A 26,405-nucleotide genomic window follows, 5' to 3' on the forward strand; every position below is an offset into this window, starting at 1 on the left:
GCGTCAGTTCGACGAGCCGCGACCATCGAAGGCGCGCCGCGCGGTCTCGATTTCCGGCAGATGCTCGCGCGCCCAGGTGCCGAGCGCCTGCACCGGCTGGCTCAGGCCGTGCCCGAGCGGCGTCAGTTCGTAGTCGACGCGCGGCGGCACCGTCGGAAACACGGTCCGCGTCACCAGCCCGTCGCGCTCGAGCCCGCGCAGCGTCAGGGTCAGCATCCGCTGCGAAATCCCGCCGATCATCCGCTTCAGCTCGTTGAAGCGCCGCGGCCCATCGCGCAGCAGCATGATCACCAGCACGGTCCATTTGTCGCCGACCCGCGAAAGCACCGAATTGACGCCCTGGCAATCGCTGCGCGCGTGGGCGCCCGGCCCGAGAGGCACATCATTGTGCCCGGGAACATCGCTGTGCGCAGGCAGATCGCTGTGCTCGAGTTTCAAAATAGTGCCTTCTTGTGCGGTTTTCGCAGTCACTCATAGTGCGTCAGTTACAAATCTATACCAAGGAAGACGCCAATGAAACTGCTTCACATCGACTCCAGCGTGCTCGGCCCCCACTCGGTCAGCCGCCAGGTCTCCGCCGCGATCGTCGACCGGCTCCGTCAGGCCAATTCGGGACTGACCGTCACCTATCGCGACCTCACCGCCGAGCCGCTGCGGCACCTGTCGGGTCCGCATCTCGCCGCCGCCCAGGGCGCCGCCCCCGAGCCGTCGCTGCAATCCGACCTGGCCGCGGGTCAGACGGTGCTGGACGAATTCCTCGCCGCTGACGTCGTGGTGATCGGCGCACCGATGTATAATTTTACCATTCCGAGCCAGCTCAAGGCCTGGATCGACCGCATCCTCGTCGCCGGCAAGACCTTCAAATACGGTCCCACCGGCGTCGAAGGGTTGGCCGCCGGCAAGCGGGTGATCATTGCGGCGTCGCGCGGCGGCTTCTATGGCGCCGATACGCCGATGGCGGTCGGCGAGCATCTGGAAAGCTATCTGCGCTTCGTGTTCGGCTTCATCGGCATCGCCGCCCCCGAAATCATCTCTGCGGACGGCATCCAGCTCGGCCCGGAGCATCGCGAGAAGGCGCTCGCCTCGGCGCTGTCCGCCGCGGCCGGCCTGCGAGCGGCCTGAGGGCGCAAGCAGCCGGCCCGCCCCCCAAAAAGCAACGGCCCGAAGTGGTGACACTTCGAGCCATCTTGGAGGCGGACGTACATCCGGCCCGCCTCCTGCTTATTCGAATCGTGAACCAGTTCGGTTAATAAGACGTAAACGCCAGCCTTGGTTCCACCCGCCGCGCGGCAGCCGCGCTGACCGGGGTTCAAGCCGCGTATGAACGCTGAAAGCCGAAGCAGCCCGCGAGGTTAGCTCGATCATCTGATCCGTGGCGCGAGCCTCTTCACTTGCTCTCCGAACGGCAACCGTTGCGGTGGCGGACGATCTCGTTGGCCTCCAGCCGCGCCATGTCGAGCAGATAACACAGCATATCCAGTCGGTGGACGTCGGCGATCTGGATCAGCTCTGAGATCGCCTCGACGAGGTAGCCGGCCGCTTCGACCGGGCCGCCATTGCGATCGCGTGAGCCGCTGCCACGTCGTGACACCATGGGCCGGGTTCCTTTCAGGGGTATCGAAGGCCCCTATCGGTGAGTCTGGCGTACGTATTACTACTCTAGGTTGTGCAACTCTAGGTTTAAGTTTCGTGTCTGGTCACGCGCTTTTCTGTCGCTATGGGCCGGCGGCATGACCGGACCGATTTGACAGCGACCGCACCAGAACCCATGTTCCGGGCAATGCGGCTGGCGCGAGTCTCGCGAAAACGGCGCATTTCTCTCAGCTAAGTCATTGGAATCCGATGAATCTCGTCATTGTCGAGTCGCCTGCGAAGGCCAAGACGATCAACAAATATCTGGGCTCGTCCTACGAGGTCCTGGCCTCGTTCGGGCATGTGCGCGACCTTCCGGCCAAGAATGGCTCGGTCGATCCCGACGCCAACTTCCAGATGATCTGGGAGATCGATCCGAAAGCCGCCGGGCGGCTCAACGACATCGCCAAGGCGCTCAAGGGCGCCGACAAGCTGATCCTCGCCACCGACCCTGATCGCGAGGGCGAGGCGATCTCCTGGCACGTGCTGGAGGTGTTGAAACAGAAGCGTGCGCTGAAGGACCAAAAGGTCGAGCGCGTGGTGTTCAACGCCATCACCAAGCAGTCCGTCACAGAGGCGATGCAGCATCCGCGCGAGATCGACGGCGCGCTGGTCGACGCCTATATGGCGCGCCGCGCGCTCGATTATCTGGTCGGCTTCACCCTCTCCCCGGTGCTGTGGCGCAAGCTGCCGGGCGCCCGCTCCGCCGGGCGCGTGCAGTCGGTCGCGCTGCGGCTGGTGTGCGACCGCGAGATGGAGATCGAGAAGTTCGTTCCGCGCGAATACTGGTCGCTGATCGCGACCCTGACGACGCCGCGCGGCGAAGCCTTCGAGGCCCGCCTGGTCGGCGCCGACGGCAAGAAGATCCAGCGGCTCGACATCGGCACCGGCGCCGAGGCCGACGACTTCAAGCAGGCGATCGAGACCGCCAATTTCAAGGTGTCCAGCGTCGAGGCCAAGCCTGCCCGCCGCAACCCGCAGGCGCCGTTCACCACCTCGACGCTGCAGCAGGAAGCCAGCCGCAAGCTCGGCTTCGCGCCGGCGCACACCATGCGGATCGCGCAGCGGCTATATGAAGGCATCGACATCGGCGGCGAAACCACCGGCCTCATTACTTATATGCGAACCGACGGCGTCCAGATCGACCCGTCCGCCATCACCCAGGCGCGCAAGGTGATCGCCGAGGATTACGGCAGCGCCTATGTGCCGGACGCGCCGCGGCAATATCAGGCCAAGGCGAAGAACGCGCAGGAGGCCCACGAAGCCATCCGCCCGACCGACATGTCGCGCCGCCCGTCCGAGGTCACCAAGCGGCTCGATTCCGATCAGGCCCGGCTCTACGAGCTGATCTGGGTCCGCACCGTCGCCAGCCAGATGGAATCGGCCGAGATGGAGCGCACCACCGTCGACATCGAGGCGAAAGCAGGCTCCCGGGTGCTGGAGCTGCGCGCCACTGGCCAGGTGGTCAAGTTCGACGGCTTCCTCGCCGCCTATCAGGAAGGCCGCGACGACGATTCCGAGGACGAGGATTCGCGCCGGCTGCCGGCGATGAGCGAGAACGACGCGCTGAAGCGCGAGGCGCTCGCCGTCACGCAGCATTTCACCGAACCGCCGCCGCGCTTCTCGGAAGCCTCCTTGGTGAAGCGGATGGAAGAGCTCGGCATCGGCCGGCCCTCGACCTACGCCTCGATCCTGCAGGTGCTGAAGGATCGCGGCTATGTGAAACTCGAGAAGAAGCGGCTGCACGGCGAGGACAAGGGCCGCGTCGTGATCGCGTTCCTGGAGAGCTTCTTCGCCCGCTACGTCGAATACGACTTCACCGCGGCGCTGGAAGAGAAGCTCGACCGCATCTCCAACAATGAAATCTCCTGGCAGCAGGTGCTGCGCGATTTCTGGACCGACTTCATCGGCGCCGTCGACGACATCAAGGAATTGCGTGTCGCGCAGGTGCTGGACGTACTCGACGAACTGCTCGGCCCGCACATCTATGCGCCGCGCGAAGACGGCGGCGATCCGCGGCAGTGCCCGAGCTGCGGCACCGGCCGGCTGAATCTGAAGGCCGGCAAGTTCGGCGCCTTCGTCGGCTGCTCGAACTATCCGGAATGCCGCCACACCCGCCCCCTTGCTGCAGACGGCGGCGGCGGCGATGCCGACCGCGTGCTCGGCCTCGATCCGGACACCGGCTTCGAAGTCGCGGTCAAATCCGGCCGGTTCGGCCCCTATATCCAGCTCGGCGACGCCAAGGACTATGCGGAAGGCGAGAAGCCGAAGCGCGCCGGCATCCCGAAGGGCACCTCGCCCTCCGACGTCGAACTCGACGTCGCGCTGCGCCTGCTCGCGCTGCCGCGTGAAGTCGGTAAGCATCCGGAGACCGGCGAGCCGATCAAGGCCGGGATCGGCCGGTTCGGGCCCTATGTGCAGCACGAGAAGACCTACGCCAGCCTCGAGGCCGGCGACGATGTCCACAATATCGGGCTCAACCGCGCGGTGACGCTGATCGCCGAGAAGATCGCCAAGGGCCCGAGCAAGCGCCGCTTCGGTTCTGATCCCGGCAAGCCGCTCGGCGATCATCCGTCGCTCGGCCCGGTGGCGGTGAAGGCCGGCCGCTACGGCGCCTATGTCACTGCGGGCGGCGTCAACGCCACGATCCCGAACGACAAGACCCAGGACACCATCACGCTGCCGGAAGCGATCGCGCTGATCGACGAGCGCGCCGCCAAGGGCGGCGGGGCTAAGGCCAAGAAGAAGGCGCCGGCCAAGAAAGCCGCAGCCAAGAGCGACGCCAAGCCGGCGAAGAAAGCCGCGGCCAAGAAGGCCAAGCCGAAAGCCGAGGGCGCCGCCGCCAGCCCGGCGCGCGCGCCGGTGAAGGCCAAGACTTCGCCAACCAAGACGGCGAAAGCCGCAGCCGCCAAGCCCAAATCTCCCGCCAAAAAGAGCGCGGCCAAGAACGGATAGATGTGAGCAAGACGCGCGACGACAAGTTCCCGGACAAGGCCACCCTCCTCGCCTTCATCCGCGCGCATCCAGGCAAGGTCGGCACCCGCGAGATCGCGCGCGAGTTCGGCCTGAAGAATGCCGACCGTGCCGAACTGAAGCGCCGTCTCAAGGAACTGTCCGACGACGGCACGATCCGCAAAACCGGCCGCCGCAAGGTCGCCGAGCCGGCCGCCCTGCCCCCGACGCTGCTCGCGGACGTCGTTGCGCGCGACAGCGACGGCGAACTGATCGCGACGCCCTCGGAATGGGACGAGCAGGACGGCGATCCGCCGAAGATCCGCATCCACATCCCGCGCCGTCCCAAGCCCGGCACCGCCGCGGGCCTCGGCGACCGCGCGCTGCTGCATGTCGAGCCGGCCGAGGCGCCCGAGCAAGGTCCCGCTTATGTCGGCCGAATCATCCGCGTGCTCGATCGCGGCAAGCCGCGCATTCTCGGTATCTTTCGCGCATCGCCGCAGGGCGGCGGCCGGCTGGTGCCGGTCGACAAGAAACAGGCCGGACGCGAACTCAACATCGCGCCGCACGATGCCGGCGGCGCGGAAGACGGCGATCTCGTCAGCGTCGACCTGATCCGCAGCCGCGGTTACGGACTGTCGTCCGGCCGCGTCAAGGAACGGCTCGGCTCGCTCGCGACCGAAAAGGCCGTCAGCCTGATCGCGATCCACTCCCACGACATCCCGCAGGAATTTTCGTCGGCCGCATTGCGCGAATCCGAAGCCGCCGAGCCCGCGACGCTGAAAGGCCGCGAGGACTGGCGCGAGCTGCCGCTGGTGACGATCGATCCGCCCGACGCCAAGGACCACGACGACGCGGTCCATGCCGAACCGGATCCCGATCCGAACAACAAAGGCGGCGTGATCCTGCACGTCGCGATCGCCGATGTCGCTTACTACGTGCGGCCGGACTCCGCGCTCGATCGCGACGCGCTGCGGCGCGGCAATTCGGTGTACTTCCCCGACCGCGTCGTGCCGATGCTGCCGGAGCGGATTTCCAACGATCTGTGCTCGCTGAAGCCCGGCGAGCCGCGCGGCGCGCTCGCGGTCCGCATGGTGATCGGTGCCGATGGCCGCAAGCGCTCGCATTCGTTTCATCGCGTGCTGATGCGCTCGGCGGCGAAGCTGAACTACGCGCAGGCTCAGGCCGCGATCGACGGCCATCCGGACGACACCACCGGCCCACTGCTCGACACCATCCTGAAGCCGCTCTACGACGCCTATGCGATCGTCAAGCGCGGCCGCGACGACCGCGATCCGCTCGATCTCGATCTGCCTGAGCGCAAAATCCTGCTGAAGCCCGACGGCACCGTCGACCGCGTCATCGTTCCGGAACGGCTCGACGCGCATAAATTGATCGAGGAGTTCATGATCCTCGCCAACGTCGCCGCCGCAGAGATGCTGGAGAAGAAGGCGCTGCCGCTGATCTACCGGGTGCATGACGAGCCGAGCGTGGAGAAGGTCCACAATCTCGTCGAGTTCCTCAAGACGCTCGACCTGTCCTTCGCCAAGGGCGGCGCGCTGAAGCCGGCGCAGTTCAACCGCATCCTGGCGATGGTCAAGGGCGAAGACGCCGAGCCGCTCGTCAACGAAGTGGTGCTGCGCTCGCAGGCGCAGGCCGAATACGCCTCGGAGAACTACGGCCATTTCGGGCTCAATTTGCGCCGCTACGCGCATTTCACTTCGCCGATCCGCCGCTACGCCGATCTCGTGGTGCATCGCGCGCTGATCCGCGCGCTCGATCTCGGCGACGGCGCGCTGCCGCAGACCGAAACCGTGGAAACGCTGGCTGAAGTCGCCGCGCAGATTTCACTGACCGAACGCCGTGCGATGAAGGCCGAGCGCGAAACCGTCGACCGGCTGATCGCGCATTACCTCGCCGACCGCATCGGCGCGACCTTCCAGGGCCGGATTTCGGGCGTCACCAAGGCCGGCCTGTTCGTCAAGCTGAGCGACACCGGCGCCGACGGACTGATTCCGATCCGCACACTCGGCGACGAATATTACAACTACGACGAAACCCGCCACGCGCTGATCGGCTCGCGCAGCGGTGCCATGCATCGGCTGGGGGACGTCGTCGATGTTCGTCTGGTAGAAGCTGCACCAGTGGCTGGCGCATTGCGGTTCGAGCTCTTAAGTGAATCGCGTAGCGTCGCGCGCGGCCCAGGCAAAGTTCCGCACAAGGGCAAAGGGTCGAAACCGCCAAAAGGCAATGCCATCGGGCGCAGCAAGGCCGGCAAGACGAAAGATGCCAAGGCATCGAAGCGAAAGCCGAACAAGCCCGGAAAGGGAAAGCGATGAAGACCGTTGTGAATCGTGCGCCGATCGTCTGGCCGTCGGACAACGCTCCCACCGAGGATCGCAATGTCTGGCAGGCGATGTGGCGCGGCTTCCGCGGCCGCTGCCCGCAATGCGGCGAAGGCAAGATGTTCCGCGGTTTCCTGAAGACCGCCGATAACTGCTCGCATTGCGGACAGGACTTCACCGGCCACCGCGCCGACGATCTGCCGGCCTATCTGGTGATCGTCATCGTCGGCCACATCGTGGTGCCGATCGCGCTGTCGATCGAGACCAATTTCTCGCCGCCGGTGATGTTGCAGCTCGCGATTTATCTGCCTATCACGCTGTTCGCATCGCTGGCGCTGCTGCAGCCCGTCAAGGGCGCGGTGGTCGGCCTGCAATGGGCGTTCCGGATGCACGGCTTCGACGAGAACAATCCGGAGAAATAGCGTATGATCCCGAAGGCGGGGCCCGGTCTTCGGAACTGATCATGCTCAAAGAGAAACTCTAACAGCCGACAGGCTGCAAAAAGAAACGGAAGTGGGGGAAGCGAGATGAGCGAGACGGTCACGCAGGCTGCGCACACGGTCGAACAGGGTGAGAAGGAAGCCGATCACCATCCGTATTTCCGTCCCAAGGACGCCGCGACGCTGATCCTGGTCGATCGCAGCGGCAGCATCCCGAAGGTTCTGGTCGGCCGCCGCCACGACAATGTGGTGTTCATGCCCGGCAAGTTCGTGTTCCCCGGCGGCCGGGTCGACAAGTTCGACAACCGCGTGCCGGTCGCAGCGCAGATCCCGCCGGAGCTGGAAGCCAATCTGCTCAAGGGAAGCCCGAGGATCACCCGCGCCCGCGCCCGCGCGCTGGCGATCGCGGCGATCCGCGAGGCCTGCGAGGAAACCGGCCTGTGCCTCGGCTGCAGGGCGGATAGCGCGAAGACGAATCTCGACGGCCCATGGCAGCCCTTCGCCGAGGCCGGGCTGTTGCCCGACCCGTCCGGCCTGTACCTGATCGCCCGCGCCATCACCCCGCCCGGCCGGGTCCGGCGCTTCGACACCCGCTTCTTCACCGCCGATGCCTCGGCGATCGCCCACCGGGTCGAGGGCGTGGTCCACGCCGATGCCGAACTGGTCGAACTGGTCTGGGTCGAGCTCGGTTCCAGCCCGCTCGCCGATCTGCATGCGATGACCAAGAACGTGCTCGGCGAGCTGCACCGCCGGCTCGCCACCGGCCCGCTGCGCCACGACGCGCCGGTGCCGTTCTTCCATTTCTATGGCGGCAAGATGCAGAAGGACATGCTGCCGGGCGCCTGAGCGCCCCGGCATTGCCTGCGCCCTACCGGGCCGCCCGGCGGGCCATCAGCTCCAGCACCAGGGCGACCGCCGCCAGCGCGGCGCCGAAGAGGCACACCGCCGGCCAGCCGCCCTGCCCCCACGCCAACGCCGCGCCGGCCGATCCGATCGCGCCGCCGATGAAGGTGCCCGTCATGAACACGGTGTTCAGCCGGCTGCGCGCGTCCGGCACCAGCGCGTAGATGATGTGCTGGTTCGAGATCAGCGCGCTCTGCAGCCCGAAATCCAGCACGATCACCCCCAGCACCAGCCCTGCCAGGCTGCCCCACAGGCCGAACAGCCCCCACGACACCACCGTCAGCAACGCGCCGATTGTGATCACCGGACCGGGCCCGCTGCGGTCGGCGATGCGTCCGGCGATCGGCGCGGCAAGGATGCCGACCACGCCGACCAGCCCGAACAAGCCGGCCGCGTCGGGGCCGAGCCCGAAGCGCGGTTCCTGCAGATGCAGCGCCAGCGCGGTCCAGAACACGCTGAACGACCCGAACAGCGCGGCCTGCACGAGCGTGGCGCGGCGCAGGCTCGGCTGCTCGCGCCACAGCGCCAGCAGCGATTTCAGCGCGGCGCCGTAGCCGATCGTCAGATGCGGATGGTGGCGCGGCAGTAGCCACGCCATCAGCGCGGCGGCGACCAGCGCCAGCGGCGCCGCCAGCCAGAACATCTCGCGCCAGCCGGCATGGCCGGCGACGAATCCCGCCGCCGTGCGGCTCAGCAGGATGCCGCACAGCAGCCCCGCCATCACCGTGCCGATCACCTTGCCGCGCCGCGCCGGCTCGGCCAGCGCCGCGGCGAACGGCACCACCTGCTGCGCCACCGTGGCACAGGCGCCGAGCGCCAGCGAGGCGACGATCATCAGCCCGGCCGACGGCACCAGCGCCACCAGCACCAGCGCGCCCGCGAGCAGCACGAATTGCCACGCGATCAGCCGGCGCCGGTCGGTCAGATCACCGAGCGGCACCAGTAGGAAAAGACCGACGGCGTAGCCGAGCTGGGTCGCGGTCGGGATCATGCCGGTCAGCGACGGCGTGCCGAGGTCGCGCTCGATCACGCCGAGCATCGGCTGATTGTAATAGATGTTGGCCACCGCGATTCCCGAGGCGGCTGCCATCGCCAGCGTCAGGCCGAAGCCCATCGCCGGGCCCGAGGGCGCGCCCTCCTCCCGGCCGGCCTTGCGCGGCGGCGGCTCGGGTCGTTGGTCGTCCACCACCCTCAGGCTCGGCTCGATCGCGGTCATTGCTCGACTTTCGTATGGATTCGGGTCGGCTTCGAACATGGGGCACGCCGGCCCGGTGTCGAGAGCGGTTCAGCGAGGATCTGCGATGCAGATGCCAGCCGTCTTGTCGAAATCGCCCATATTTCGGCGTCGTCCGGCCTGAAACGGCCCGAAACCGCCCCCGGCTCCCGGTGGCGACGCCGATTGGAGCGAAAACCTTGACTTTCGATCATTCGCGGCTAGTTTGCCCGCCAAACGCGGGTCCTGACGTTCGACCTCGCTGATTGATTCCCGACATCCGAGGTTCCGACATGGCCAAAGCGGTCACCATCAAGATCAAGCTCGTCTCCACGGCCGACACCGGCTTCTATTACGTGGCGAAGAAGAATTCGCGCACCATGACCGACAAGATGACCAAGAAGAAGTACGACCCGGTCGCGCGCAAGCACGTCGAGTTCAAGGAAGCCAAGATCAAGTAACAAAGATCAAGTAAGCGCCGCGCTTGCTGATCGAGTTTCGCGGGGCCTTCGGGCCCCGTTTGCTTTTGCGGGGCGTCACCACACAAACCACGTCATCCTTCGAGGCGCGCCGTGAAGGACGGCGCGCCTCGAAGGATGACGGCGGCGCGTGTTTCGATGCAGAGGGCGCCTCGGCTCACGCCGCCGCCGCGACCACCCGATTCCGCCCGTCGTGCTTGGCGCGGTACAGCGCCGTGTCGGCGCGCTTGAGGAGATCGCGCACTGCCTCGCCTTTGCGCTCCAGCGTCGACAGGCCGATCGAGATCGTGACCTCGATCCGCTTCGTTCCCTTCTCGATCGCGAACGGCTCGCCGGCGATGGCGCGGCGCAGCCGCTCCGCCACCATCTGGGCGACGTGCAGGTCGGTCTCGGGCATCACGATCACGAATTCCTCGCCGCCGTAGCGGCACGCCAGATCGATACCGCGGATCGACTTCTTGATCCGCACCGCGAACTCGCGCAGCACGTCGTCGCCGGCGTCGTGGCCGTAGCCGTCGTTGATCGATTTGAAGAAGTCGATGTCGAGGATCATCAGCGCCAGCGGCTTGCCGCGCGACCCCGCCTGTTCGGCCAGCGTCGCGAGATGGCTTTCCATGTAGCGGCGATTGTGCAGCCCGGTCAGCCCGTCGGTGATCGCCATTTCGATCGAATGCTGCACGTTGTCGCGCAGATGATCGGTGTAGCGCCGGCGGCGGATCTGCGTGCGCGCGCGCGCCAGCAATTCGTTCTTGTCGACCGGGCGCAGCAGGTAGTCGTTGACGCCGATCTCGAGGCCGCGCAGCAGCCGCGCGTTGTTGTCGGCGTCGGCGATGGCGAGGATCGGCACGTGGCGCGTCCGCTCCAGCGAGCGCGCCTGGCTGCACAGCCGCAGCCCGTCGAAATTCTCCAGGCCGAGCGACACGATCAGCAGGTCGTAATTGCCCTCGGCCGCATGGAACAGCGCCTCGGACGGATTGGGCTCGACGTCGATGTCGTGTTCGGCAGCGAGCAGCGGCGCCAGCCGCTCGTAGGACGACGGCCGGTCGTCGACCAGCAGGATGCGGCCGCCTTTGCCGAGATCGTTGACCGCCTCGCGCTCCGGCGCCTGCACGCCGATCTCGAGCGAGGTGATCGCGCGCATCCGCAATTCGTCGGTCATCATCTTCAGGCGCGTCAGCGAGCGCACCCGCGCGATCAGCACCACGTCCGACACCGGCTTGGTGAGGAAGTCGTCGGCGCCGGCCTCGAGCCCGCGCACCCGGTCGGCCGGGCTGTCGAGCGCCGTCACCATCACGACCGGAATGAAATGCGTCTTCGGATTGGCCTTGAGCCGGCGGCAGACCTCGAATCCGTCCATGTCCGGCATCATCACGTCGAGCAGCACGATGTCGCATTCGGCGCGCTCGCAGATCTCCAGCGCCTGCACGCCGTTGGCGGCGGTCACGACGTCGAAATACTCGGCCGACAGCCGCGCTTCGAGCAGCTTGACGTTGGTCGGAATGTCGTCGACGACCAGGATGCGTGCGGACATCGCGTTCTCCTATCCGATGAAACGGCGCACGGTTTCGATGAACTTGCCCACCGAAATCGGCTTCGACAGATAGGCCTCGCAGCCGCCCTCGCGGATGCGTTCCTCGTCGCCCTTCATCGCGAACGCCGTGACCGCGACCACCGGAATGTGCCGCAGTTCAGGATCGTCCTTGATCCAGCGGGTAACGTCGAGACCAGACACCTGTGGAAGCTGGATGTCCATCAGGATCAGATCGGGGTGCAGCTTGCGAACGAGGGCGAGCGCTTCATGGCCGTTGCTCGTTCCCGACGTCTGGTAACCATGGGCTTCCAGTAGATCGCGAAAGAGCTTCATATTGAGCTCGTTGTCCTCGACGATCAGGACGGTTTTGGCCATCCCGCCCTCCAATCCTGATTCGAGAATGCCCGCGCCTGCGGCGAGCGGCGCCGTTCGAAAAGTCGCAAGACACGCGACTCGACCATGCAAGACTCGGGCATGATTGAATAAAATAGAGACGAGAAGTTACGGAAAGGCAAACATCACCGATGCCAAAGCGTGTTCACAATGTGAGACAAGTTTCTGAAATCGTGGCGATTCAGGCGCTGTCCTTCATCGCCTCCGACCCCGAGCGGCTGGGCCTGTTCCTCGCCGAGACCGGGATCGGCCCCGAAACGCTGCGGCAGTCGGCCGCCGACCCGCAGTTCCTGATCAGCGTGCTGAATTTCATCATGCGCGACGATGCGACCGTGAAGGCGTTCGCGGCTTCGGTCGACCTCGATCCGACCAATGTCGCGGCCGCGCTGCAGGTGCTGGAAGACAAGCCCTGGGAGAGCGATACGCCGTGACTTCGGCCTCGCCGCCCGGCCCGCTGTGCTTCTGCCGCGACTGCCTCGCCGACAACGAGGCGGGCGCGCGGCGCTGCGGCGCGTGCGGTTCCCCGCGGCTGGCCCGGCATCGTGCGCTGCCGGCGCTCACCCTCGCCCATATCGACTGCGATGCGTTCTACGCGACCGTCGAGAAGCGCGACAATCCGGAGCTCGCCGACCGCCCGGTGATCATCGGCGGCGGCAGGCGCGGCGTGGTCTCGGCCGCCTGCTACATCGCGCGGACCTTCGGCGTGCGCTCGGCGATGCCGATGTTCAAGGCGCTGGCGCTGTGCCCCTCGGCGGCCGTGGTGCGGCCGGACATGGCGAAATACGTCCGCGTCGGCCGCGAGGTCCGCCAGGCGATGCTGCAACTCACGCCGCTGGTCGAGCCGCTGTCGATCGACGAGGCGTTCCTCGATCTGTCCGGCACCGAGCGGATGCACGGCACGATCGCCGCCAAGGTGCTGGCGCGATTCGCTCGCGACATCGAGCGCGACATCGGCATCACCGTCTCGGTCGGGCTGTCGTGCAACAAGTTCCTCGCCAAGATCGCCTCCGATCTCGACAAGCCGCGCGGCTTTGCGACGCTCGATCAGGACGACGCCCGGGAGATGCTGGCGCCACGGCCGGTCGGCTTCATCTTCGGCGTCGGTCCGGCGACCGCGGCGCGGGTCGCGCAGCGCGGCTTTCGCACCATCGGCGATCTGCAGAAGGCTGACGAGATCGAGCTGATGCGGCAGTTCGGCGACGAAGGCCGGCGGTTGTGGCGGCTGGCGCGCGGCATCGACGATCGCCGCGTGGTGCCGGATCGCGGCGCCAAGTCGATCTCCAACGAGACCACCTTCGAGACCGACATCCGCGATTTCGAAACGCTGGAACGCATTCTGTGGCGATTGTCCGAGAAGGTGTCGTCGCGCCTGAAGGGCGCGGCGCTGGCCGGCTCGACGATCACGCTGAAGCTGAAAACCGGCGACTTCCGCCAGCGCACCCGCTCGCAGACGATTCATGCGCCGACCCAGCTCGCGGGCCGCATCTTTGCAATTTCACGCGACATGCTCACGAAGGAAATCGACGGCACCGCGTTCCGCCTGATCGGCACCGGCGTCAGCGCGCTGGCGCCGGGCTCCACAGCCGGCGACACCGACATGATCGATCGCCGCTCCGCCCATGCAGAGCGCGCCATCGACGATCTCCGCAAGAAATTCGGCAACGCCGCGGTGATCAAAGGGCTGGCTTACGACGGGCCGGACAAGCCGCGGGGATGACTCACTTTCGTCTTCAGAGCGCTTCATCGATTGATTGAAGCAATCCGGCCTTTCCAGAGGCACTGAGTCCTCATCCTGAGGAGCCCGGCGAAGCCGGGCGTCTCGAAGGATGGGGCAACGCAGTGCCGGTGGCGCATGGTTCGAGACGGCGCTGCGCGCCTCCTCACCATGAGGAGGTACTTGTGGCTACGCATCATCAATCCTTATTCCACCTCGAGCAGAACGGCTCTAGCGCCGAGACATCAACAAACACCGTCATGCCCGGGCTCGTCCCGGGCATCCACGTGTTTGTTACGTGGACAGGCCCAAGACGTGGATGGCCGGGACAAGCCCGGCCATGACGAACTAATTGAGGTTTCCGGTCGGGCGTGCGCGTGTGCGACGCCAGCCGGCTACTTGCACGGCTTGTTGGTCTTGACGTCGAACTTGCCCATCGCGCCGGCGAGCACGAAATCGTTGTAGTCGAGCACCAGCGACCGCGACACGCCGTTTTCATACAATTCGAACGACATCGCATAGACCGGGGTCTGCTCGCCGGAATTGGATTTCGCCGCGTGATCGTAGTAGCTCACCGTCACCGGCCAGCGCTTCAGCGACTTCATCGCGTCGTCGGAGGTCGACGGATCGGGTGCGGACGCCGCGCGGTCGCCTTGGATCGGCTGCCCGATCACGGTCAGCGTGTTGTAGACCTTCTCGCCATTGTCGGAGCCGTCATAGACCTGCAGTTCCAGCAGCGTCTTGCCTTCGCGGGCGGCCGCGATGATGCGTTCGATCTGCTCGGTCGGAAACACCGTCTTGCCGTCGAGCGTGAAGGTCTTCTGCACCGGCTGCTTCAGCTTCACCGTGATGGTGTCGCCGGTCCGCTCCGCGATGCCGTCGACGTCGGTCGGATCGGCATCGTTCATCTTGGTGTCGATCTTGAATCGATAGCTTTTGCCGGCGGCGTCTTCCCAGCTCGACGAGCGCAGGTCGCTCAGCGTGTTCTTGCCCTCGCCGCTCTCGATCTCGGAAACTTGACGAAAGTCCGAGGTGTAGCCCTCGCAGGAATTGCCGGAGAAATTGTACAGGATGCGGCCGCGCACAGTGCTGACCGAGGCGTTGTTGCGCGTCTTCAGCAGGCTGAGATCGTACAGCGCCTGATGCGGCAGGAACGAAACGTTCGGAGCGGCGATGGCGGGCGCGCCGGACAGCGCCGCGGCGCCGAACATCGTCGTCGCCAGCACGCTCAGGCGAAGGCTCGTCGATCGTGACATGCGGGTGGATCTCCTTGAAGACATTCAATCGAGGATAGTAAGCGGCCGGTCGCGCCGCAACGCCACCGTCCGATGGAACACCCGATTGCGGTGAATTCACGAGCAATTCGATCAAACTTGCATGAAGGCCGCGGCACCGGCGGCCGATCGTTGCGCCCGCTGCGCTGTTCACACCCCTGCGCCCGGCTTGCTTGCCAGACCCGGCGCAATCGGCCAAACAGGTCCCCGCCCGGACGCATGGCCGGGCGGGGACGCGACGACCAGACCATGTGACCAGAAAGAAATGGGGACCGCTATGAGCGGAGTTATCGAACAGAAACTGACCGCGCAGGGCATCGTCCTGCCCGAACCCGCGAGCCCGGTCGCGAATTACGTCGGCTTCGTCCGCACCGGCAATCTGCTGGTGGTGTCCGGCCAGCTCTGCTTCGACGGCGACGGCAAGCTGATCGCCAAGGGCAAGCTCGGCGCCGGCGTCAGCATCGAAGACGGCAACGCCGCCGCGCGCGGCTGCGCGATCAATCTCTTGGCGCAGCTCAAGGCCGCGCTCGGCGATCTCGACAAGGTGGTGCGCGTGGTGCGGCTCGGCGGCTTCATCAATTCGACGCCGGATTTCACCGACGGCCCGAAGGTGATGAACGGCGCCTCCGACCTGATGGTCGCCGCGTTCGGCGACAAGGGCCGCCATGCCCGCACCACGATCGGCGTCGCCTCGCTGCCGGCGGACGCCGCGGTCGAGGTCGAGGGACTGTTCGAAGTCGCCTGATCCGGAACCCGATGCGATGCGCGCTCCCGACTGGCTGACGGCTCGTCCAATCGCGCATCGCGGACTGCACGACCGCGCCCGCGGCGTGGTCGAGAACATGCCGGCGGCGATCAGCGCCGCGGTCGCCGGCAATTTCGCCATCGAGGTCGACATCCAGCTCACCGTCGACGGCGAGGCGATGGTGCACCACGACGACACCCTCGGCCGACTCAACGACGGCAGCGCCGCCCTGCTCGACCTGACCGCCGCCGCGCTGAAGCAGGTCCGCTTCCACGACACCGCCGAGCGGATGATGGCGCTGGGCGACCTGCTCGACCTGGTGGGCGGCCGGGTGCCGCTCCTGATCGAGCTGAAGAGCCATTTCGACGGCGATCGCAAGCTTGCCACACGTTTGACGCAAGCGCTCGCGGCCTATCGCGGCCCGGTCGCGGCGATGTCGTTCGACCCCGACCAGGTGCTGGCGCTGCGCCAGCTCGCGCCCGAACTGACGCGCGGCATCACCGCCGAGCGGCGCTACGACGACGCCTATTGGGAGAAGCTGCCAAAGGCCCAGCGCACCCCGATGGTCGCGCTGCGCCACGGCCTGCGCACCCGGCCGCATTTCGTGGCTTACCGCGTCGACGATCTGCCTGCGCCGGCGCCCTGGATCGCGCAAAAAGTCTTCCGCTGCGCGCTGTTAGCCTGGACAGTCCGCACCCCGGATCAGCGCCGCCGCGCCGCGGACCATGCCGACCAGATGATCTTCGAAGGCTTCGTTCCGGAACCGTGAGGGGTGCGACCCTTGCGGGCCGAGCCGGAAACGCCCAATCTCTGGGAATGACGCTCACATGCCTAGATCGCCCCAGCGACCGGTCTGCTGATTGACGAATCCATCCGACATCGTGCTCGAAGCCGTCCCCTCGGTCGACGCCATCGCCGCCGCCGACTGGGATGCCTGCGCGCGTGCCGCGGTGGCGCCCGACGCATCCTCGACCGGCCTCTCAGGCAGCTCCTGCACCACTTCGAGAACGGCTTACAATCCCTTCCTCTCGCACGCGTTTTTCGCCGCACTCGAGAAATCGAATTCAGCCTGCGCGCGAACCGGTTGGGGCCCCAGGCATCTCGTCGCCAAGCAGAACGGCCGGATTGTCGGAATCGTGCCGTGCTACCTGAAATCGCATTCGCAGGGAGAATATGTGTTCGACCGCGGCTGGGCCGACGCCTATGAGCGCGCCGGCGGCAGCTATTATCCGAAGCTGCAGGTCTCGGTCCCCTTCACCCCGGCGACCGGGCCGCGGTTGCTGATCCGCGACGGCGGCGACACCGAGCAGGTCGCCACCGCGCTCGCCGGCGGGCTGGTGGCGCTGTGCGGGCTCTCCAAGGCGTCGTCGGCCCACGTCACCTTCGCCCGCGAAAGCGAATGGCGCTTCCTCGCCGCGCAGGGCTTTCTGCAACGCACCGACCAGCAATTTCACTGGCACAATGCCGGCTACAAGACCTTCGACGATTTCCTCGCCACCCTCGCCTCGCGGCATCGCAAGGCGATCAAACGCGAGCGCCGCGACGCGCTGGCCAACGGCATCAGCCTCCACTGCCTGACCGGCAGCGACATCACCGAGGACGCCTGGGACGCATTCTTCGAATTCTACATCGAGACCGGCTCGCGCAAATGGGGCCGGCCGTATCTCACCCGCGCGTTCTATTCGCTGATCGGCGAGAGCATGGCGCAGGACGTGCTGCTGGTCATGGCCAAACGTAACGGCCGCTGGATCGCCGGCGCGATCAACTTCATCGGCGGCGACACGCTGTTCGGCCGGCACTGGGGCGCGATCGAGCATCACCCGTTCCTGCATTTCGAAGTCTGCTACTATCAGGCGATCGACTTCGCCATCGCCCGCGGCCTCGCCACCGTCGAGGCCGGCGCGCAGGGCGAGCACAAGATCGCCCGCGGCTACCTGCCGCAGACCACCTACTCGGCGCATTACATAGCCGACCCCGCCCTGCGCCGCGCCATCGCGGATTATCTCAGGCGCGAGCGAATGGTGGTCGACGAAATGGGACGCGAACTGACCGAGGCCGGGCCGTTCCGCAAGAGCGACGCCGCCGATCCGGCTTGACCCGCTCACCGACGGCGGCGAAAGATGGCCGCGGAAAAACGCCGGAGCCGACATGACCGCCTACGATCCCGAGAACATTTTCGCCAAGATCCTGCGCGGCGAATTCCCCTGCCACAAGATCTACGAGGACGACCACGTCTTCGCCTTCCTCGATATCATGCCGCGCTCGCCCGGGCACACGCTGGTGATCCCGAAGGCGCCCGCGCGCAACATCCTCGATATCACGGCCGAGGACTTCGCCCATGTCGCCCGCGGCGCGCACAAGATCGCCCATGCCGCGATGAAGGCGTTCAAGGCCGATGGCATCGTGGTGCAGCAGTTCAGCGAACCGGCCGCCGGTCAGGTGGTCTATCATCTGCACATGCACGTGATGCCGCGCCACGAGGGCGCGCCGCTGCTGCCGCCGGCAACCAAAAAAGAAGACCCGGCTGTGCTGGAAGGCCATGCCGAAAAGCTGAAGGCGGCGCTGGCGCAGGCTTAGAGCACGATCCCGAAGATTGGATACCGGTTTTCGGAAAACTTCGTGCTCAAACAAATCTGGAGCAGGATGGCGGTTCGACGTTTGTCATCCTGCTCGAGGCACTAATCGCCGGTCGGCGACTTTAATGCACATTGCAGGCTTACTTCCGGAACCAGGTCGCCATCTCGGCGCCATCCGCTGACGAGGCACGAGAGTGATGGCGATCCTCAGTTTTCTGGTGGGACTTGTTGCGCTCATTGTCGGCGCGGAGCTTCTGGTCCGGGGGGCCTCGAAACTGGCGCTCTCGTTCGGCATATCGCCGCTCGTGGTGGGGCTGACGGTGGTGGCTTTCGGGACCGGCTCTCCGGAACTGGCGGTCGCGATTCAGGCGGCGATGTCGAACCAGGTCGACATCACGGTCGGCAACGTCGTCGGCAGCAACATTTTCAATGTGCTCTTCATCCTCGGTGTGTCGGCGCTGATCACGCCCTTGATCATCAATCGACAATTGATCCGCCAGGAAGTTCCGATCATGGTCGGCGCATCCCTGCTGCTGACCGCCCTGGCATGGGACGGCAGTTTGTCGCGCATCGACGGACTGATCCTGGTCTGCCTCCTGGCGGCCTATACCGCGTTTCTGATCGTGCAGAGCCGTCGACAGGAAGCGGCCTCGGACGAGGCGGAGCCGGCGACCGCCGCCCCTGCATCAGGGTGGGATTCGCGGCTGCCGGTGCAGATTGCGCTGATGGTCGTCGGCTTGACCATGCTGGTGTTCGGCGCGACGTGGCTGGTCGATGCCGCCGTCACCTTCGCACGCTTGCTCGGCATCAGCGAGATGGTGATCGGCTTGACGATTGTGGCGGCGGGCACTTCCCTGCCCGAGGTCGCGACCTCGGTGATGGCCGCGATCCGCGGTCAGCGCGACATCGCCGTCGGCAACGTGGTGGGCAGCAACACCTTCAACATTCTCGGCGTGCTCGGCCTGTCCGCCGGGGTGGTGCCGGACGGGCTCTCCATCGCTCCGGCCATGATGGCGTTCGATATCCCCGTGATGGTCGCGGTGGCGATTGCCTGCCTGCCGATTTTCTTCACCGGCAACCTGATCGCCCGTTGGGAGGGCGCGCTGTTTCTGGTGCTCTATGTCGGCTACACCGTCTATCTGGTGATGGCAGCCCAGGACCATGACGGCCTGTCGACCTATGGCTTTGTCCTCGGGACCATTGTGCTTCCGCTGTGCGCGTTGACCTTCGTGGTGATCACCTGGCGCGAGTGGCATGCCAGACACAAATCGCCCTGACCGGGATCGTCACCTACGAAGCGATCGTCGGGACGTTCGTCGATCGCCCGACATTGCGCCGTTGTCTTGCTACTTCGCCATTGAATGACTGCAACGATCCGGCTTGAGGTCGATCAGCGGCGTGCCGTCGAGGCAGTCGAGACCGCGCACCAGCACAACCGTGCCTTCGATCCCGACCAGCGCGGCCGCCGAAATCCCGATCGGGTTCGGCCGCAGCGGCGAGCGCAGCGCGAAGGTGCCGCGCGGGCCGTCGATGCCGTGGCCGCGCTGGATCACCAGATCGCGCCGCGCCTGGTGCAGCCAGTAGACCACCTGAACCTGCGTGAACTTGTCGAGGCCGGTGAGCGCCTCGGTCCACGGCTCGAAAATCTCCAGCCGGCACACCGGGCCATCGGGACTGCCCTGCCGCGGCGTCTCGCCGCGCGACCTCCACGGCGTGCGAATCCGGCCGATGAACACCAGGCCGGCGTCGGTCGGCGGTGGCGGCGTGACGGTGACTTCACCTTCGCGGATGTCATCGGTGGCAATCATGGAGATTTCCCGGAGTCTATGCCGAAATCGATCCCAGCCTAATCGGATGCAGCCGTCTGGCAACCACCGCAAAAGTTGGACTCAGCCCAGCCACCACTGCCCGGCGATCAGCACCGCTTCGCCCGCAACGACACCGATCAGGATCGATCGTCGGGTCATCAGGAAAACCAGCAGCCCGATTGCGACCGAGCCGATGCGCAGCGGCCATGGCACGCCCGCCAGCGCGCCCGGCGGCAGCACCAAAATCTGCGCGATGACGCCGGCGAGGATCGCGGTCGCCACCGCGCGCACCCAGATCAGCAGTTCGGAGCCTTCGTCGATTCCGCCGCCGAGCCAGAGCCCGAGCATCCGCCAGATCTCGTTGGGCAGGAACCCCGCGAGCACCAGCACCACAAGCGCCTGCCAATCGCCGATGAAGCCGCTCATGCCGGCCTCCGCCGAAAGCGATGCACACCGTAAGCGATGGTACCGGCCGCGATGCCGCTGATCAGCACGTCGACGCCGGTGTTGAACCAGGCGACCAACGGAAACAGCGCGAGCCCCAGGCCGAGCGCGACGATGTCCGCGAGTTCGCGGCAGTTGCGCGCGGTCGACAGCAGAAACGCCAGCGGCGTCAGCAGCAGGATCGCGGCGCCGAACAATTGCGGCAGGTTGGCAGCCAACAGATAGCCGATCACATTGGCGATCAGGCACACTGATATCAGCCCGGTGCCGAGTCCGTTGGCGAAGGCGATCCGTCGCTCGCGCGGCACCTGCGGCAGCAGGCGGAAGCACTCGACCCACATCGTCACCGCGACGAAATGCGCCGGCATCACGAGGTGACGCAGCTTTGTGGTCGGCGTCCGCAGCATCGGCAGCACAGACACCACCATCGGAAACAGCCGGATCGCACTGACGGTCACCGCCACCGCCGCCTGCAGCACCGTGGCGCCGGACCCGAGCGTCGAGATCAGGATGATCTGCGCTGGGCCGGCCCACACCAGCAGCGTGCCGAGCAGCACCCAGCCGAGGCTGAAGCCGCTGTCATGCGCCAGCGCGCCGATGCCGATGAAGGTGGCGAACAGCACCATCGACAGGACCGAGGTCGCGACCGCCCGCAGCCCCAGCAGAAAGGCGCGCATCGGGCTCTGCCAGCGCGAGGATTCATGGGGAGGAAGCGCCATTGCGAATGAGAAAACCTTATTGGCCGGACGCGCGGCGAATCCCGCGCGGTCGCGCAGCCCGTTTACCTTAACAATCGGTTGACCGTCAGTCGAATTCCCGCCTCGCCACTACCTCTGATAGCACTCCACAACCATCGCGAGGGGCTGACGATGTTCGAACGGCGCAGCAGTTTACGAAGACGGGTCTATTACGGCGGACGGCTGGCCTTCCAGGCCCGCACCGCGACGATCGACTGTGTCGTCCGCAATCTGTCGGCGGAGGGCGCCCAGATCGAGTTCGACAATCCGGCGGCTGTACCGGACCGCATGGAGCTCGTGATCGCGCGCCAGAGCATCGCTTATCTCGGCCGGATCGTCTGGCGGCGTCAGAACCGCGCCGGTCTTCGGCTGGACGCGCCGCGGCGGCAACCATCCGAACTGCCGCTCGACCTCGCTCTGCGCATCCGCGCCACCGAGCGCGTCAACGTGCAACTGCGCGCCAGGCTGGCGCAACTGCGGTCCGAATTCTGATCCGCGCCCACTCAGCCGCGATTGCGCAGCACTAGGCAGGCGCTGCCGGCGCGGCGAATGCGATTACATAGCTCGTTGGCCTCGGGCCGCGTCTCGGCGCCGATCCGGACCCGATAGAACGGCCGCGTACCGCGGCTGCGGAACACCGCGCTCGACAGGCTCGGATCGTGGTCGCCGATCACCGCGCTCAGTCGCGACATCGCGCGCGCATACATCGACAACGCCCGGTCGCGATTGAAGCCGGCCGCGAGCTGCACGCCCCACGGCTTGTCGGCGCCGAGCTTCACCCGCGCTTCGAGCTGCGTCACGAACGGGTTGGGTGCCCGCCGCAGCAGCGTCATCAGTTCGCGGCAATTCCCGCCGGTCTCCCGATCCTTCGGCTTGGCGTTGCTGCCCGCCCCGGCCCAGTCGTCCACCGACGTCCCGGTGATCGCAAAGACGTAGTTGCGGGTCTGCTGCGGCATCGGGCCGGTGCCGGCGATCCATTCCTGCACCCGGCGCGGGCCTGCGTTGTAAGCCGCCGCCGCGAGACCGAGATTGCCGAACTGCCTACGTAGCTCGCTGAGAAATTCGGCGGATTTCGGCAGCGCCTGCACCGGGTCGAACGGATCGAGCAGGCTGCGCTCGGTCGCCGTGCCCGGCATGAACTGGGCGATGCCCTGGGCGCGCTGGCCGTTGCGCGTCACCGGCCCGATGGCGTCCGGCTGAAACCGGCTCTCCTGCCAGATCACGCGGGCGAAGAATTCGAGCGGCAGATCGTGCGCCTTCGCCGCCGATTCGATCATCAGGCAGATCGACTCGCGGGTGTCGCGATCGGCGGGTTCCTCCCCGGAGGGCTCGGCGGCTTTCGCTGCAGGCTCCGCCGGCGCGGGCGCTTCCGGTTTCGCGGGCGCCTCGTCCGGCTTCGCCGGCGGCTCGGGCTGGCTCTGTGTTTCGCTTTGCTTCGCCGACGGGCCGTCCTCTGCGCGCACCGAGCCCTGCGCGGTCAGCGCGATCAGCAGAACGACGACGATGCGGTGCAGCGTGCTGATGAGCATCCGAATTCTCACGCGAAGGTCCTGACCGCCGGTCTCGGCATCGTTGACACGCTGTGCCGACGAGCTAGCAATCGATATCCTCCGTTCAATCCGGGACCACAACATGGCCGAGACCCGCGCACCCACCGCCTTCGCGCCCGAGGACGACGTCCCGATCGCCTACATGGCGCGGACCCGCGCCTATTATCAAGCGATCGGCTATGAGGTTCCCTATCGCTGGGCGCATCACGTCGGCGCGCCGTTCCAGCCGCTGACCAAGCCGCTGGCGCAGGCGCGCATCGCGCTGATCACCACCGCCGCGCCGTTCGATCCGGACAAGGGCGATCAGGGACCGGGCGCTGCGTATAATGGCGCCGCCAAATTCTATCAGGTCTATGACGGCGATACGGCACAGGATCACGATCTGCGGATCTCGCATATCGCCTACGACCGCACCCACACCACCGCGACCGACAGCGGCAGCTGGTTTCCACTACCGCAATTGCGGCGGCTGGCGCGCGCAGGCCGGATCGGCGAGCTCGCGCCACGCTTCTTCGGCGCGCCGACCAACCGCAGCCACCGCGTCACGCTCGACACCGACGCACCGGAGATTCTGGCGAGCTGCAAGGCGGACAACGTCGACGCCGCCGTGCTGGTGCCGAACTGCCCGGTGTGTCACCAGACGGTGTCGCTGATGGCGCGGCAGCTCGAAGCGGGCGGGATTTCGACGGTGGTGATGGGCTGCGCCAAGGACATCGTCGAGCACGCTGCGGTGCCACGATTCCTGTTCAGCGATTTTCCGCTCGGCAATTCCGCCGGCAAGCCGCACGACGAAGCGTCCCAGGCGTTGACGCTGGAGCTGGCACTGCGCGTGCTGGAGCGCGCGCCGGGGCCGCAGACCACGGTGCAATCGCCGCTGCGCTGGAGCGACGATCCCTCCTGGAAGCGCGACTACAACAACGTCGCGACCATGAGTGCCGAAGAGCTGGCGCGCCGCCGCCGCGACTTCGATGCCCAGAAGGACCGCGCCCGCGCGGTGCGCGACGGCTAGTTCCGCCGATCGGACACACGATCGATTCAGGTTAATCCACGATCGCTTCGCCGATGCGCTTCCGCATCTGCCGAAGCCGCCTACAATCGGGCCGCGCACGCGTGGAGGGCTCGATGGACGATCGGCGAAAATCCCGGCGGGACAAGGTTGTGTATGGCGGCGTCGCCGCGATCAATGCGCGTGGCTCGACCCGGGACTGCGTGGTCCGGAACATCTCGGACGACGGCGCCACGATCGAATTCGGCAGCGCGGCCGGCGTCGCCGACCAGATCGCACTGACCGTCACGAAGAAGGCGCGGACCTATCCGTCGACGATCGTCTGGCGTCGTGGCAACACCGTCGGACTGGCATTCAGCGACGATGCCGGCGCCGCCGATCTCAACGAGCGCCTGCGCAAAAGCGAAAAGAAGAAGCGCGAGCTGCAGCGCAAGATCAAGGTCCTGCTCGGCGAGGCCTGATCGGTCCGCCCCGCCGCCGCAGTATTCCGTTCTCCGCAAGTCGCCTTTCCGGCAATTGCCTCGGCGGCCGGATGGACTACAACGTCGGTCCTGACTTCATGATCGGCCCGGCCTTCGATGGCAGCGTCGCCGATCTGCAGAGGACGACGCACCATCAAGCGCAAGCAGCCCAGGAACACGTCGAAAAACCGTCGGCCGAACAAAAAACATCAGGGCGGCAAGAGCGGCGCGCGCCCGGCCGCGACCTCTGCAGGCTCCGATGTCGCTGCCGAGACCGCGGCGACCCCGGTCGCTGCGCCCGCGCCGGTCGCGGCCCCGGCGCCCTCCGTCGAGGCGAAGGGCGCGCCGCCCCGCCCGGCTCCCAACGTTTCAAAGCGCCCCGCTGCGCCGCCAAAGCCATCCAGTTCGAAGACATCGCCCGGTCAGCCGACTGCGCCACCATCACCTGACGCCATGCCAGTCACAACGCCCGCGGGTGCGGCCCCCGGGCTGCTGCTGCGCGCCTGCGACGTGGTGCTGCAGATCCTGCGCGGCGAGCCGCGACGGCTGTTGCTGTGGATTCTCGGCATCTATGGCGGGCTGTGGTTCGTCACGGCCTTCAGCTTCCCGAGCCTGCAGGCTGTCAGCTACGAGATGGCGCTGTTCGGCAAGGAACTGCAGGCGGGCACCTGGAAGTATCCGCCGCTGGCGCCCTGGCTGACCGAGATCGCCTCGCTGCTGACCGGTGGGTGGAGCGGGTCGCAGCTCCTGCTCTCGATCGGCTCGGCGCTGGCGACGCTGGTGCTGCTGTGGCGGCTCGGCGCTGGCATCGTCGGCAACACCGGTGCGACGCTGGCGGTCGCGCTGACGATTCTGATCGGCTGCTTCGGCCCGCAGGTCACCGGCTATGATCCCGCGATCGCCAGCCTGCCGCTCACGGTCGCGGCGGTGCTGCTGTATCGGCAGGCGGTGCTCGGGCAAGCGCGGTCGAGCTGGATCGGGCTCGGCGTCGTCTGCGCGCTGCTCGGCAATGCCAATCACGCCGGCTTCGCCCTGATCCTGGTGTTGCTCGGCCACCTCCTGCTCACGCGCGAGGGTCGCCGGCAATTGGGGACGCTGGGCCCGCCGATCGCTGCGGTGGTGTGCTTTGTCGTGTTGCTGCCGCATCTGATCTGGCTCGGTCAGGCGAATGCATCGGCGCCCGCCGCAGCGGGCGCGGCGGCCGATCTGCTGCCGCGGATCGGCGCGGCCTTCGCCTTCGTATTCGGCCAGGTCGGGCTGCACGGCGGGCTGATCCTGATCGCGGTGCTGGCGATGCTGCCGCGACTGCCGCTGCAGGGCGCGCCGGCGACGATCGAGCTCGACACGCCGAGCAGGTTCGATCGCTCGCTGATCCTCGCCGCCGCTTTCGTGCCCTCGCTGCTGGTTGCGGTCGGCAGCGTGCCGGACTGGTTCACGATCGGTGCCTACACCGGCAGTGCGCTGGTGCCGTTATCGGGGCTGGCGCTGCTCCTGCTGCTGCCGCGGCGGCTGGTGCTGCGCGCCCCGCGACTCGCGGTGGTGGCGTGGCTGCTGGTGCTGGTCGGCGTTCCGTTCGCCACCACGGCGTCGATCTATGCCAAGGCCTATGGCGACGGCCCGCCGCCGACCGAACTGTATCCGGCTCGCGCGCTGTCGCATGCGATGCAGGCGGTGTGGAAGAGCCGCACCACCCGACCGCTCGACATCGTCACCGGCAGCGCCCGTCAGGCCGGCTTCGTCGCATTCGACGCCTCGCCGCGGCCGTCTGTGTTCATCGACGCCGACTTCGGCAAGAGCCCGTGGATCACGCCGCAGCGACTGAAGCAGTCGGGCACGCTGGTGGTGTGGTCGACCGATGAATTCGCGCGCACCGATGAAATCCCGGCGCCCTATCGCGGCGCGCTCGGCAGCGGCACGCCGGTGTTCGGCACGATGGTGCTGCCGCTCGGCCGCGGCAAGCTGAAAGCCTATGGCTGGGCGATGATCGCGCCGGATGGCGAAACGCTGCAGGCGCCGGCGCCGCCTGCTGCCAAGTAATCGAATGCTTCATCGGCCCCTCGCCACGAGCCTCAACGTCATCCTGAGGTGCCCGTCGAGCCGCGCCACAGCGCGGCTCGACGGGCCTCGAAGGATGGGCCGCAAATGCCGTCCTCGCCGCCGCATCCTTCGAGGCTCGCAGTGCTCGCACCTCAGGATGACGAC

The 26,405-nt window shown here is 66.6% G+C and carries 28 protein-coding genes; 18 read left to right on the top strand and 10 right to left on the bottom strand.

The genetic code is table 11. The features are described from left to right. Positions 1-3: 3 nt before the first annotated feature. A complete protein-coding gene (locus tag SR870_RS07655) occupies positions 4-381 on the bottom strand; it encodes a helix-turn-helix domain-containing protein (protein ID WP_322517401.1) in 378 nt (125 codons plus the stop codon). Between the two features lie 132 nt (positions 382-513). Between SR870_RS07655 and SR870_RS07660 the strand changes: the two genes are divergently transcribed. Further along, positions 514-1,122 carry an FMN-dependent NADH-azoreductase gene (locus tag SR870_RS07660; protein ID WP_322517402.1) on the top strand — a complete coding sequence of 203 codons (609 nt, stop codon included), beginning with the start codon at positions 514-516 and terminating at the stop codon, positions 1,120-1,122. Between the two features lie 265 nt (positions 1,123-1,387). On the opposite strand, the gene SR870_RS07665 is transcribed toward SR870_RS07660, so the two are convergent. Beyond that, positions 1,388-1,594, bottom strand: a complete 207-nt coding sequence (locus SR870_RS07665; RefSeq protein WP_322517403.1) for a hypothetical protein — start codon at positions 1,592-1,594, stop codon at positions 1,388-1,390. 248 nt (positions 1,595-1,842) lie between these two features. Between SR870_RS07665 and topA the strand changes: the two genes are divergently transcribed. From topA to SR870_RS07685, 4 genes are all read left to right on the top strand, one after another. Next, the gene (gene topA / locus SR870_RS07670) at positions 1,843-4,587 is read left to right on the top strand and encodes a type I DNA topoisomerase (RefSeq protein WP_322517404.1); all 2,745 of its coding nucleotides are present in this window, start codon (positions 1,843-1,845) and stop codon (positions 4,585-4,587) included. Between the two features lie 2 nt (positions 4,588-4,589). Beyond that, the gene (gene rnr / locus SR870_RS07675; RefSeq protein WP_322517405.1) at positions 4,590-6,923 is read left to right on the top strand and encodes a ribonuclease R; all 2,334 of its coding nucleotides are present in this window, start codon (positions 4,590-4,592) and stop codon (positions 6,921-6,923) included. After that, the gene (locus SR870_RS07680) at positions 6,920-7,351 is read left to right on the top strand and encodes a DUF983 domain-containing protein (RefSeq protein ID WP_322517406.1); all 432 of its coding nucleotides are present in this window, start codon (positions 6,920-6,922) and stop codon (positions 7,349-7,351) included. The genes rnr and SR870_RS07680 overlap by 4 nt, the downstream gene beginning before the upstream one ends. A gap of 105 nt (positions 7,352-7,456) precedes the next feature. Beyond that, positions 7,457-8,215: an NUDIX hydrolase gene (locus SR870_RS07685; protein ID WP_322517407.1), complete on the top strand. Its 759-nt coding sequence runs from the start codon at positions 7,457-7,459 to the stop codon at positions 8,213-8,215. 22 nt (positions 8,216-8,237) lie between these two features. Here the strand turns inward: SR870_RS07685 and SR870_RS07690 are convergent, their stop codons facing one another. Further along, entirely contained in the window at positions 8,238-9,488 is a 1,251-nt protein-coding gene (locus tag SR870_RS07690) for an MFS transporter (RefSeq protein ID WP_322517408.1), read from the bottom strand. Between the two features lie 290 nt (positions 9,489-9,778). Between SR870_RS07690 and rpmG the strand changes: the two genes are divergently transcribed. Continuing rightward, the gene (rpmG, locus tag SR870_RS07695; protein ID WP_011441304.1) at positions 9,779-9,946 is read left to right on the top strand and encodes a 50S ribosomal protein L33; all 168 of its coding nucleotides are present in this window, start codon (positions 9,779-9,781) and stop codon (positions 9,944-9,946) included. A 175-nt stretch (positions 9,947-10,121) separates the two neighbouring features. Here rpmG and SR870_RS07700 read toward each other — a convergent pair whose 3' ends face one another. Together SR870_RS07700 and SR870_RS07705 are read right to left on the bottom strand one after the other, a co-directional pair. Further along, a complete protein-coding gene (locus tag SR870_RS07700; RefSeq protein ID WP_322517409.1) occupies positions 10,122-11,495 on the bottom strand; it encodes a PleD family two-component system response regulator in 1,374 nt (457 codons plus the stop codon). Between the two features lie 9 nt (positions 11,496-11,504). Then, positions 11,505-11,870, bottom strand: a complete 366-nt coding sequence (locus SR870_RS07705) for a response regulator (RefSeq protein WP_322517410.1) — start codon at positions 11,868-11,870, stop codon at positions 11,505-11,507. A 149-nt stretch (positions 11,871-12,019) separates the two neighbouring features. On the opposite strand from SR870_RS07705, the gene SR870_RS07710 reads away from it, so the two are divergent. Both SR870_RS07710 and SR870_RS07715 read left to right on the top strand, forming a co-directional pair. After that, positions 12,020-12,319: a DUF3572 domain-containing protein gene (locus SR870_RS07710; RefSeq protein ID WP_322517411.1), complete on the top strand. Its 300-nt coding sequence runs from the start codon at positions 12,020-12,022 to the stop codon at positions 12,317-12,319. After that, a complete protein-coding gene (locus tag SR870_RS07715) occupies positions 12,316-13,605 on the top strand; it encodes a DNA polymerase IV (protein ID WP_322517412.1) in 1,290 nt (429 codons plus the stop codon). The genes SR870_RS07710 and SR870_RS07715 overlap by 4 nt, the downstream gene beginning before the upstream one ends. Positions 13,606-13,997: 392 nt before the next feature. On the opposite strand, the gene SR870_RS07720 is transcribed toward SR870_RS07715, so the two are convergent. After that, the gene (locus tag SR870_RS07720; protein WP_322517413.1) at positions 13,998-14,858 is read right to left on the bottom strand and encodes a cell envelope integrity EipB family protein; all 861 of its coding nucleotides are present in this window, start codon (positions 14,856-14,858) and stop codon (positions 13,998-14,000) included. Positions 14,859-15,153: 295 nt separating this feature from the next. Between SR870_RS07720 and SR870_RS07725 the strand changes: the two genes are divergently transcribed. From SR870_RS07725 to SR870_RS07745, 5 genes are all read left to right on the top strand, one after another. After that, positions 15,154-15,621, top strand: coding sequence for a RidA family protein (locus SR870_RS07725; protein WP_322517414.1), 468 nt, complete (start codon positions 15,154-15,156; stop codon positions 15,619-15,621). Between the two features lie 16 nt (positions 15,622-15,637). Further along, positions 15,638-16,390: a glycerophosphodiester phosphodiesterase gene (locus SR870_RS07730; RefSeq protein WP_322517415.1), complete on the top strand. Its 753-nt coding sequence runs from the start codon at positions 15,638-15,640 to the stop codon at positions 16,388-16,390. A gap of 91 nt (positions 16,391-16,481) precedes the next feature. Next, on the top strand, positions 16,482-17,717 hold the full coding sequence (locus SR870_RS07735) for a GNAT family N-acetyltransferase (protein ID WP_322517416.1): 1,236 nt from the start codon (positions 16,482-16,484) through the stop codon (positions 17,715-17,717). 52 nt (positions 17,718-17,769) lie between these two features. After that, positions 17,770-18,198, top strand: coding sequence for an HIT family protein (locus SR870_RS07740; RefSeq protein ID WP_322517417.1), 429 nt, complete (start codon positions 17,770-17,772; stop codon positions 18,196-18,198). A 196-nt stretch (positions 18,199-18,394) separates the two neighbouring features. Beyond that, positions 18,395-19,474, top strand: a complete 1,080-nt coding sequence (locus SR870_RS07745; protein ID WP_322517418.1) for a calcium/sodium antiporter — start codon at positions 18,395-18,397, stop codon at positions 19,472-19,474. Positions 19,475-19,543: 69 nt separating this feature from the next. Here SR870_RS07745 and tsaA read toward each other — a convergent pair whose 3' ends face one another. From tsaA to SR870_RS07760, 3 genes are all read right to left on the bottom strand, one after another. Next, the gene (tsaA, locus tag SR870_RS07750; protein ID WP_322517419.1) at positions 19,544-20,005 is read right to left on the bottom strand and encodes a tRNA (N6-threonylcarbamoyladenosine(37)-N6)-methyltransferase TrmO; all 462 of its coding nucleotides are present in this window, start codon (positions 20,003-20,005) and stop codon (positions 19,544-19,546) included. A gap of 81 nt (positions 20,006-20,086) precedes the next feature. Further along, on the bottom strand, positions 20,087-20,431 hold the full coding sequence (locus SR870_RS07755; RefSeq protein WP_322517420.1) for an AzlD domain-containing protein: 345 nt from the start codon (positions 20,429-20,431) through the stop codon (positions 20,087-20,089). Beyond that, complete coding sequence (locus SR870_RS07760) at positions 20,428-21,168, bottom strand: AzlC family ABC transporter permease (RefSeq protein ID WP_322517421.1); 741 nt, start codon at positions 21,166-21,168, stop codon at positions 20,428-20,430. Before SR870_RS07760 ends, SR870_RS07755 begins: the two co-directional genes overlap by 4 nt. 150 nt (positions 21,169-21,318) lie before the next feature. Here SR870_RS07760 and SR870_RS07765 point away from each other — a divergent pair, with 150 nt between their 5' ends. Then, positions 21,319-21,678, top strand: a complete 360-nt coding sequence (locus SR870_RS07765) for a PilZ domain-containing protein (RefSeq protein WP_322517422.1) — start codon at positions 21,319-21,321, stop codon at positions 21,676-21,678. Between the two features lie 11 nt (positions 21,679-21,689). On the opposite strand, the gene SR870_RS07770 is transcribed toward SR870_RS07765, so the two are convergent. Continuing rightward, positions 21,690-22,715, bottom strand: a complete 1,026-nt coding sequence (locus tag SR870_RS07770; RefSeq protein WP_322517423.1) for a lytic transglycosylase domain-containing protein — start codon at positions 22,713-22,715, stop codon at positions 21,690-21,692. Between the two features lie 103 nt (positions 22,716-22,818). Here SR870_RS07770 and SR870_RS07775 point away from each other — a divergent pair, with 103 nt between their 5' ends. The 4 genes from SR870_RS07775 to SR870_RS07790 all read left to right on the top strand — a co-directional run bounded on the left by SR870_RS07775 (position 22,819) and on the right by SR870_RS07790 (position 26,240). Continuing rightward, positions 22,819-23,745 (top strand): glycine/sarcosine/betaine reductase selenoprotein B family protein, encoded by a 927-nt coding sequence (locus tag SR870_RS07775; protein WP_322517424.1) that lies wholly within the window; start codon positions 22,819-22,821, stop codon positions 23,743-23,745. 53 nt (positions 23,746-23,798) lie between these two features. Then, complete coding sequence (locus tag SR870_RS07780) at positions 23,799-24,203, top strand: PilZ domain-containing protein (protein WP_322517425.1); 405 nt, start codon at positions 23,799-23,801, stop codon at positions 24,201-24,203. A 71-nt stretch (positions 24,204-24,274) separates the two neighbouring features. Further along, a complete protein-coding gene (locus SR870_RS07785; protein ID WP_322517426.1) occupies positions 24,275-24,652 on the top strand; it encodes a hypothetical protein in 378 nt (125 codons plus the stop codon). A gap of 4 nt (positions 24,653-24,656) precedes the next feature. After that, complete coding sequence (locus SR870_RS07790) at positions 24,657-26,240, top strand: ArnT family glycosyltransferase (RefSeq protein ID WP_322517427.1); 1,584 nt, start codon at positions 24,657-24,659, stop codon at positions 26,238-26,240. Positions 26,241-26,405: the final 165 nt, after the last annotated feature.

The organism is Rhodopseudomonas palustris (genome assembly GCF_034479375.1).
GTDB lineage: Bacteria > Pseudomonadota > Alphaproteobacteria > Rhizobiales > Xanthobacteraceae > Rhodopseudomonas > Rhodopseudomonas palustris_M.

Bases quoted from the DNA above. Each gene is read 5' to 3' on its own strand.
- topA (WP_322517404.1), top strand. From the start codon at position 1,843: ATGAATCTCGTCATTGTCGAGTCGCCTGCGAAGGCCAAGACGATCAAC.
- SR870_RS07690 (WP_322517408.1), bottom strand. From the start codon at position 9,488: ATGACCGCGATCGAGCCGAGCCTGAGGGTGGTGGACGACCAACGACCC.
- SR870_RS07710 (WP_322517411.1), top strand. From the start codon at position 12,020: ATGCCAAAGCGTGTTCACAATGTGAGACAAGTTTCTGAAATCGTGGCG.
- SR870_RS07765 (WP_322517422.1), top strand. From the start codon at position 21,319: ATGTTCGAACGGCGCAGCAGTTTACGAAGACGGGTCTATTACGGCGGA.
- SR870_RS07760 (WP_322517421.1), bottom strand. From the start codon at position 21,168: ATGGCGCTTCCTCCCCATGAATCCTCGCGCTGGCAGAGCCCGATGCGC.
- SR870_RS07770 (WP_322517423.1), bottom strand. From the start codon at position 22,715: ATGCTCATCAGCACGCTGCACCGCATCGTCGTCGTTCTGCTGATCGCG.
- rpmG (WP_011441304.1), top strand. From the start codon at position 9,779: ATGGCCAAAGCGGTCACCATCAAGATCAAGCTCGTCTCCACGGCCGAC.
- SR870_RS07720 (WP_322517413.1), bottom strand. From the start codon at position 14,858: ATGTCACGATCGACGAGCCTTCGCCTGAGCGTGCTGGCGACGACGATG.
- SR870_RS07755 (WP_322517420.1), bottom strand. From the start codon at position 20,431: ATGAGCGGCTTCATCGGCGATTGGCAGGCGCTTGTGGTGCTGGTGCTC.
- SR870_RS07745 (WP_322517418.1), top strand. From the start codon at position 18,395: ATGGCGATCCTCAGTTTTCTGGTGGGACTTGTTGCGCTCATTGTCGGC.
- SR870_RS07680 (WP_322517406.1), top strand. From the start codon at position 6,920: ATGAAGACCGTTGTGAATCGTGCGCCGATCGTCTGGCCGTCGGACAAC.
- SR870_RS07685 (WP_322517407.1), top strand. From the start codon at position 7,457: ATGAGCGAGACGGTCACGCAGGCTGCGCACACGGTCGAACAGGGTGAG.
- SR870_RS07700 (WP_322517409.1), bottom strand. From the start codon at position 11,495: ATGTCCGCACGCATCCTGGTCGTCGACGACATTCCGACCAACGTCAAG.
- SR870_RS07665 (WP_322517403.1), bottom strand. From the start codon at position 1,594: ATGGTGTCACGACGTGGCAGCGGCTCACGCGATCGCAATGGCGGCCCG.
- SR870_RS07705 (WP_322517410.1), bottom strand. From the start codon at position 11,870: ATGGCCAAAACCGTCCTGATCGTCGAGGACAACGAGCTCAATATGAAG.
- SR870_RS07725 (WP_322517414.1), top strand. From the start codon at position 15,154: ATGAGCGGAGTTATCGAACAGAAACTGACCGCGCAGGGCATCGTCCTG.
- SR870_RS07660 (WP_322517402.1), top strand. From the start codon at position 514: ATGAAACTGCTTCACATCGACTCCAGCGTGCTCGGCCCCCACTCGGTC.
- tsaA (WP_322517419.1), bottom strand. From the start codon at position 20,005: ATGATTGCCACCGATGACATCCGCGAAGGTGAAGTCACCGTCACGCCG.
- SR870_RS07740 (WP_322517417.1), top strand. From the start codon at position 17,770: ATGACCGCCTACGATCCCGAGAACATTTTCGCCAAGATCCTGCGCGGC.
- SR870_RS07785 (WP_322517426.1), top strand. From the start codon at position 24,275: ATGGACTACAACGTCGGTCCTGACTTCATGATCGGCCCGGCCTTCGAT.
- SR870_RS07780 (WP_322517425.1), top strand. From the start codon at position 23,799: ATGCGCTTCCGCATCTGCCGAAGCCGCCTACAATCGGGCCGCGCACGC.
- SR870_RS07790 (WP_322517427.1), top strand. From the start codon at position 24,657: ATGCCAGTCACAACGCCCGCGGGTGCGGCCCCCGGGCTGCTGCTGCGC.
- SR870_RS07775 (WP_322517424.1), top strand. From the start codon at position 22,819: ATGGCCGAGACCCGCGCACCCACCGCCTTCGCGCCCGAGGACGACGTC.
- SR870_RS07730 (WP_322517415.1), top strand. From the start codon at position 15,638: ATGCGCGCTCCCGACTGGCTGACGGCTCGTCCAATCGCGCATCGCGGA.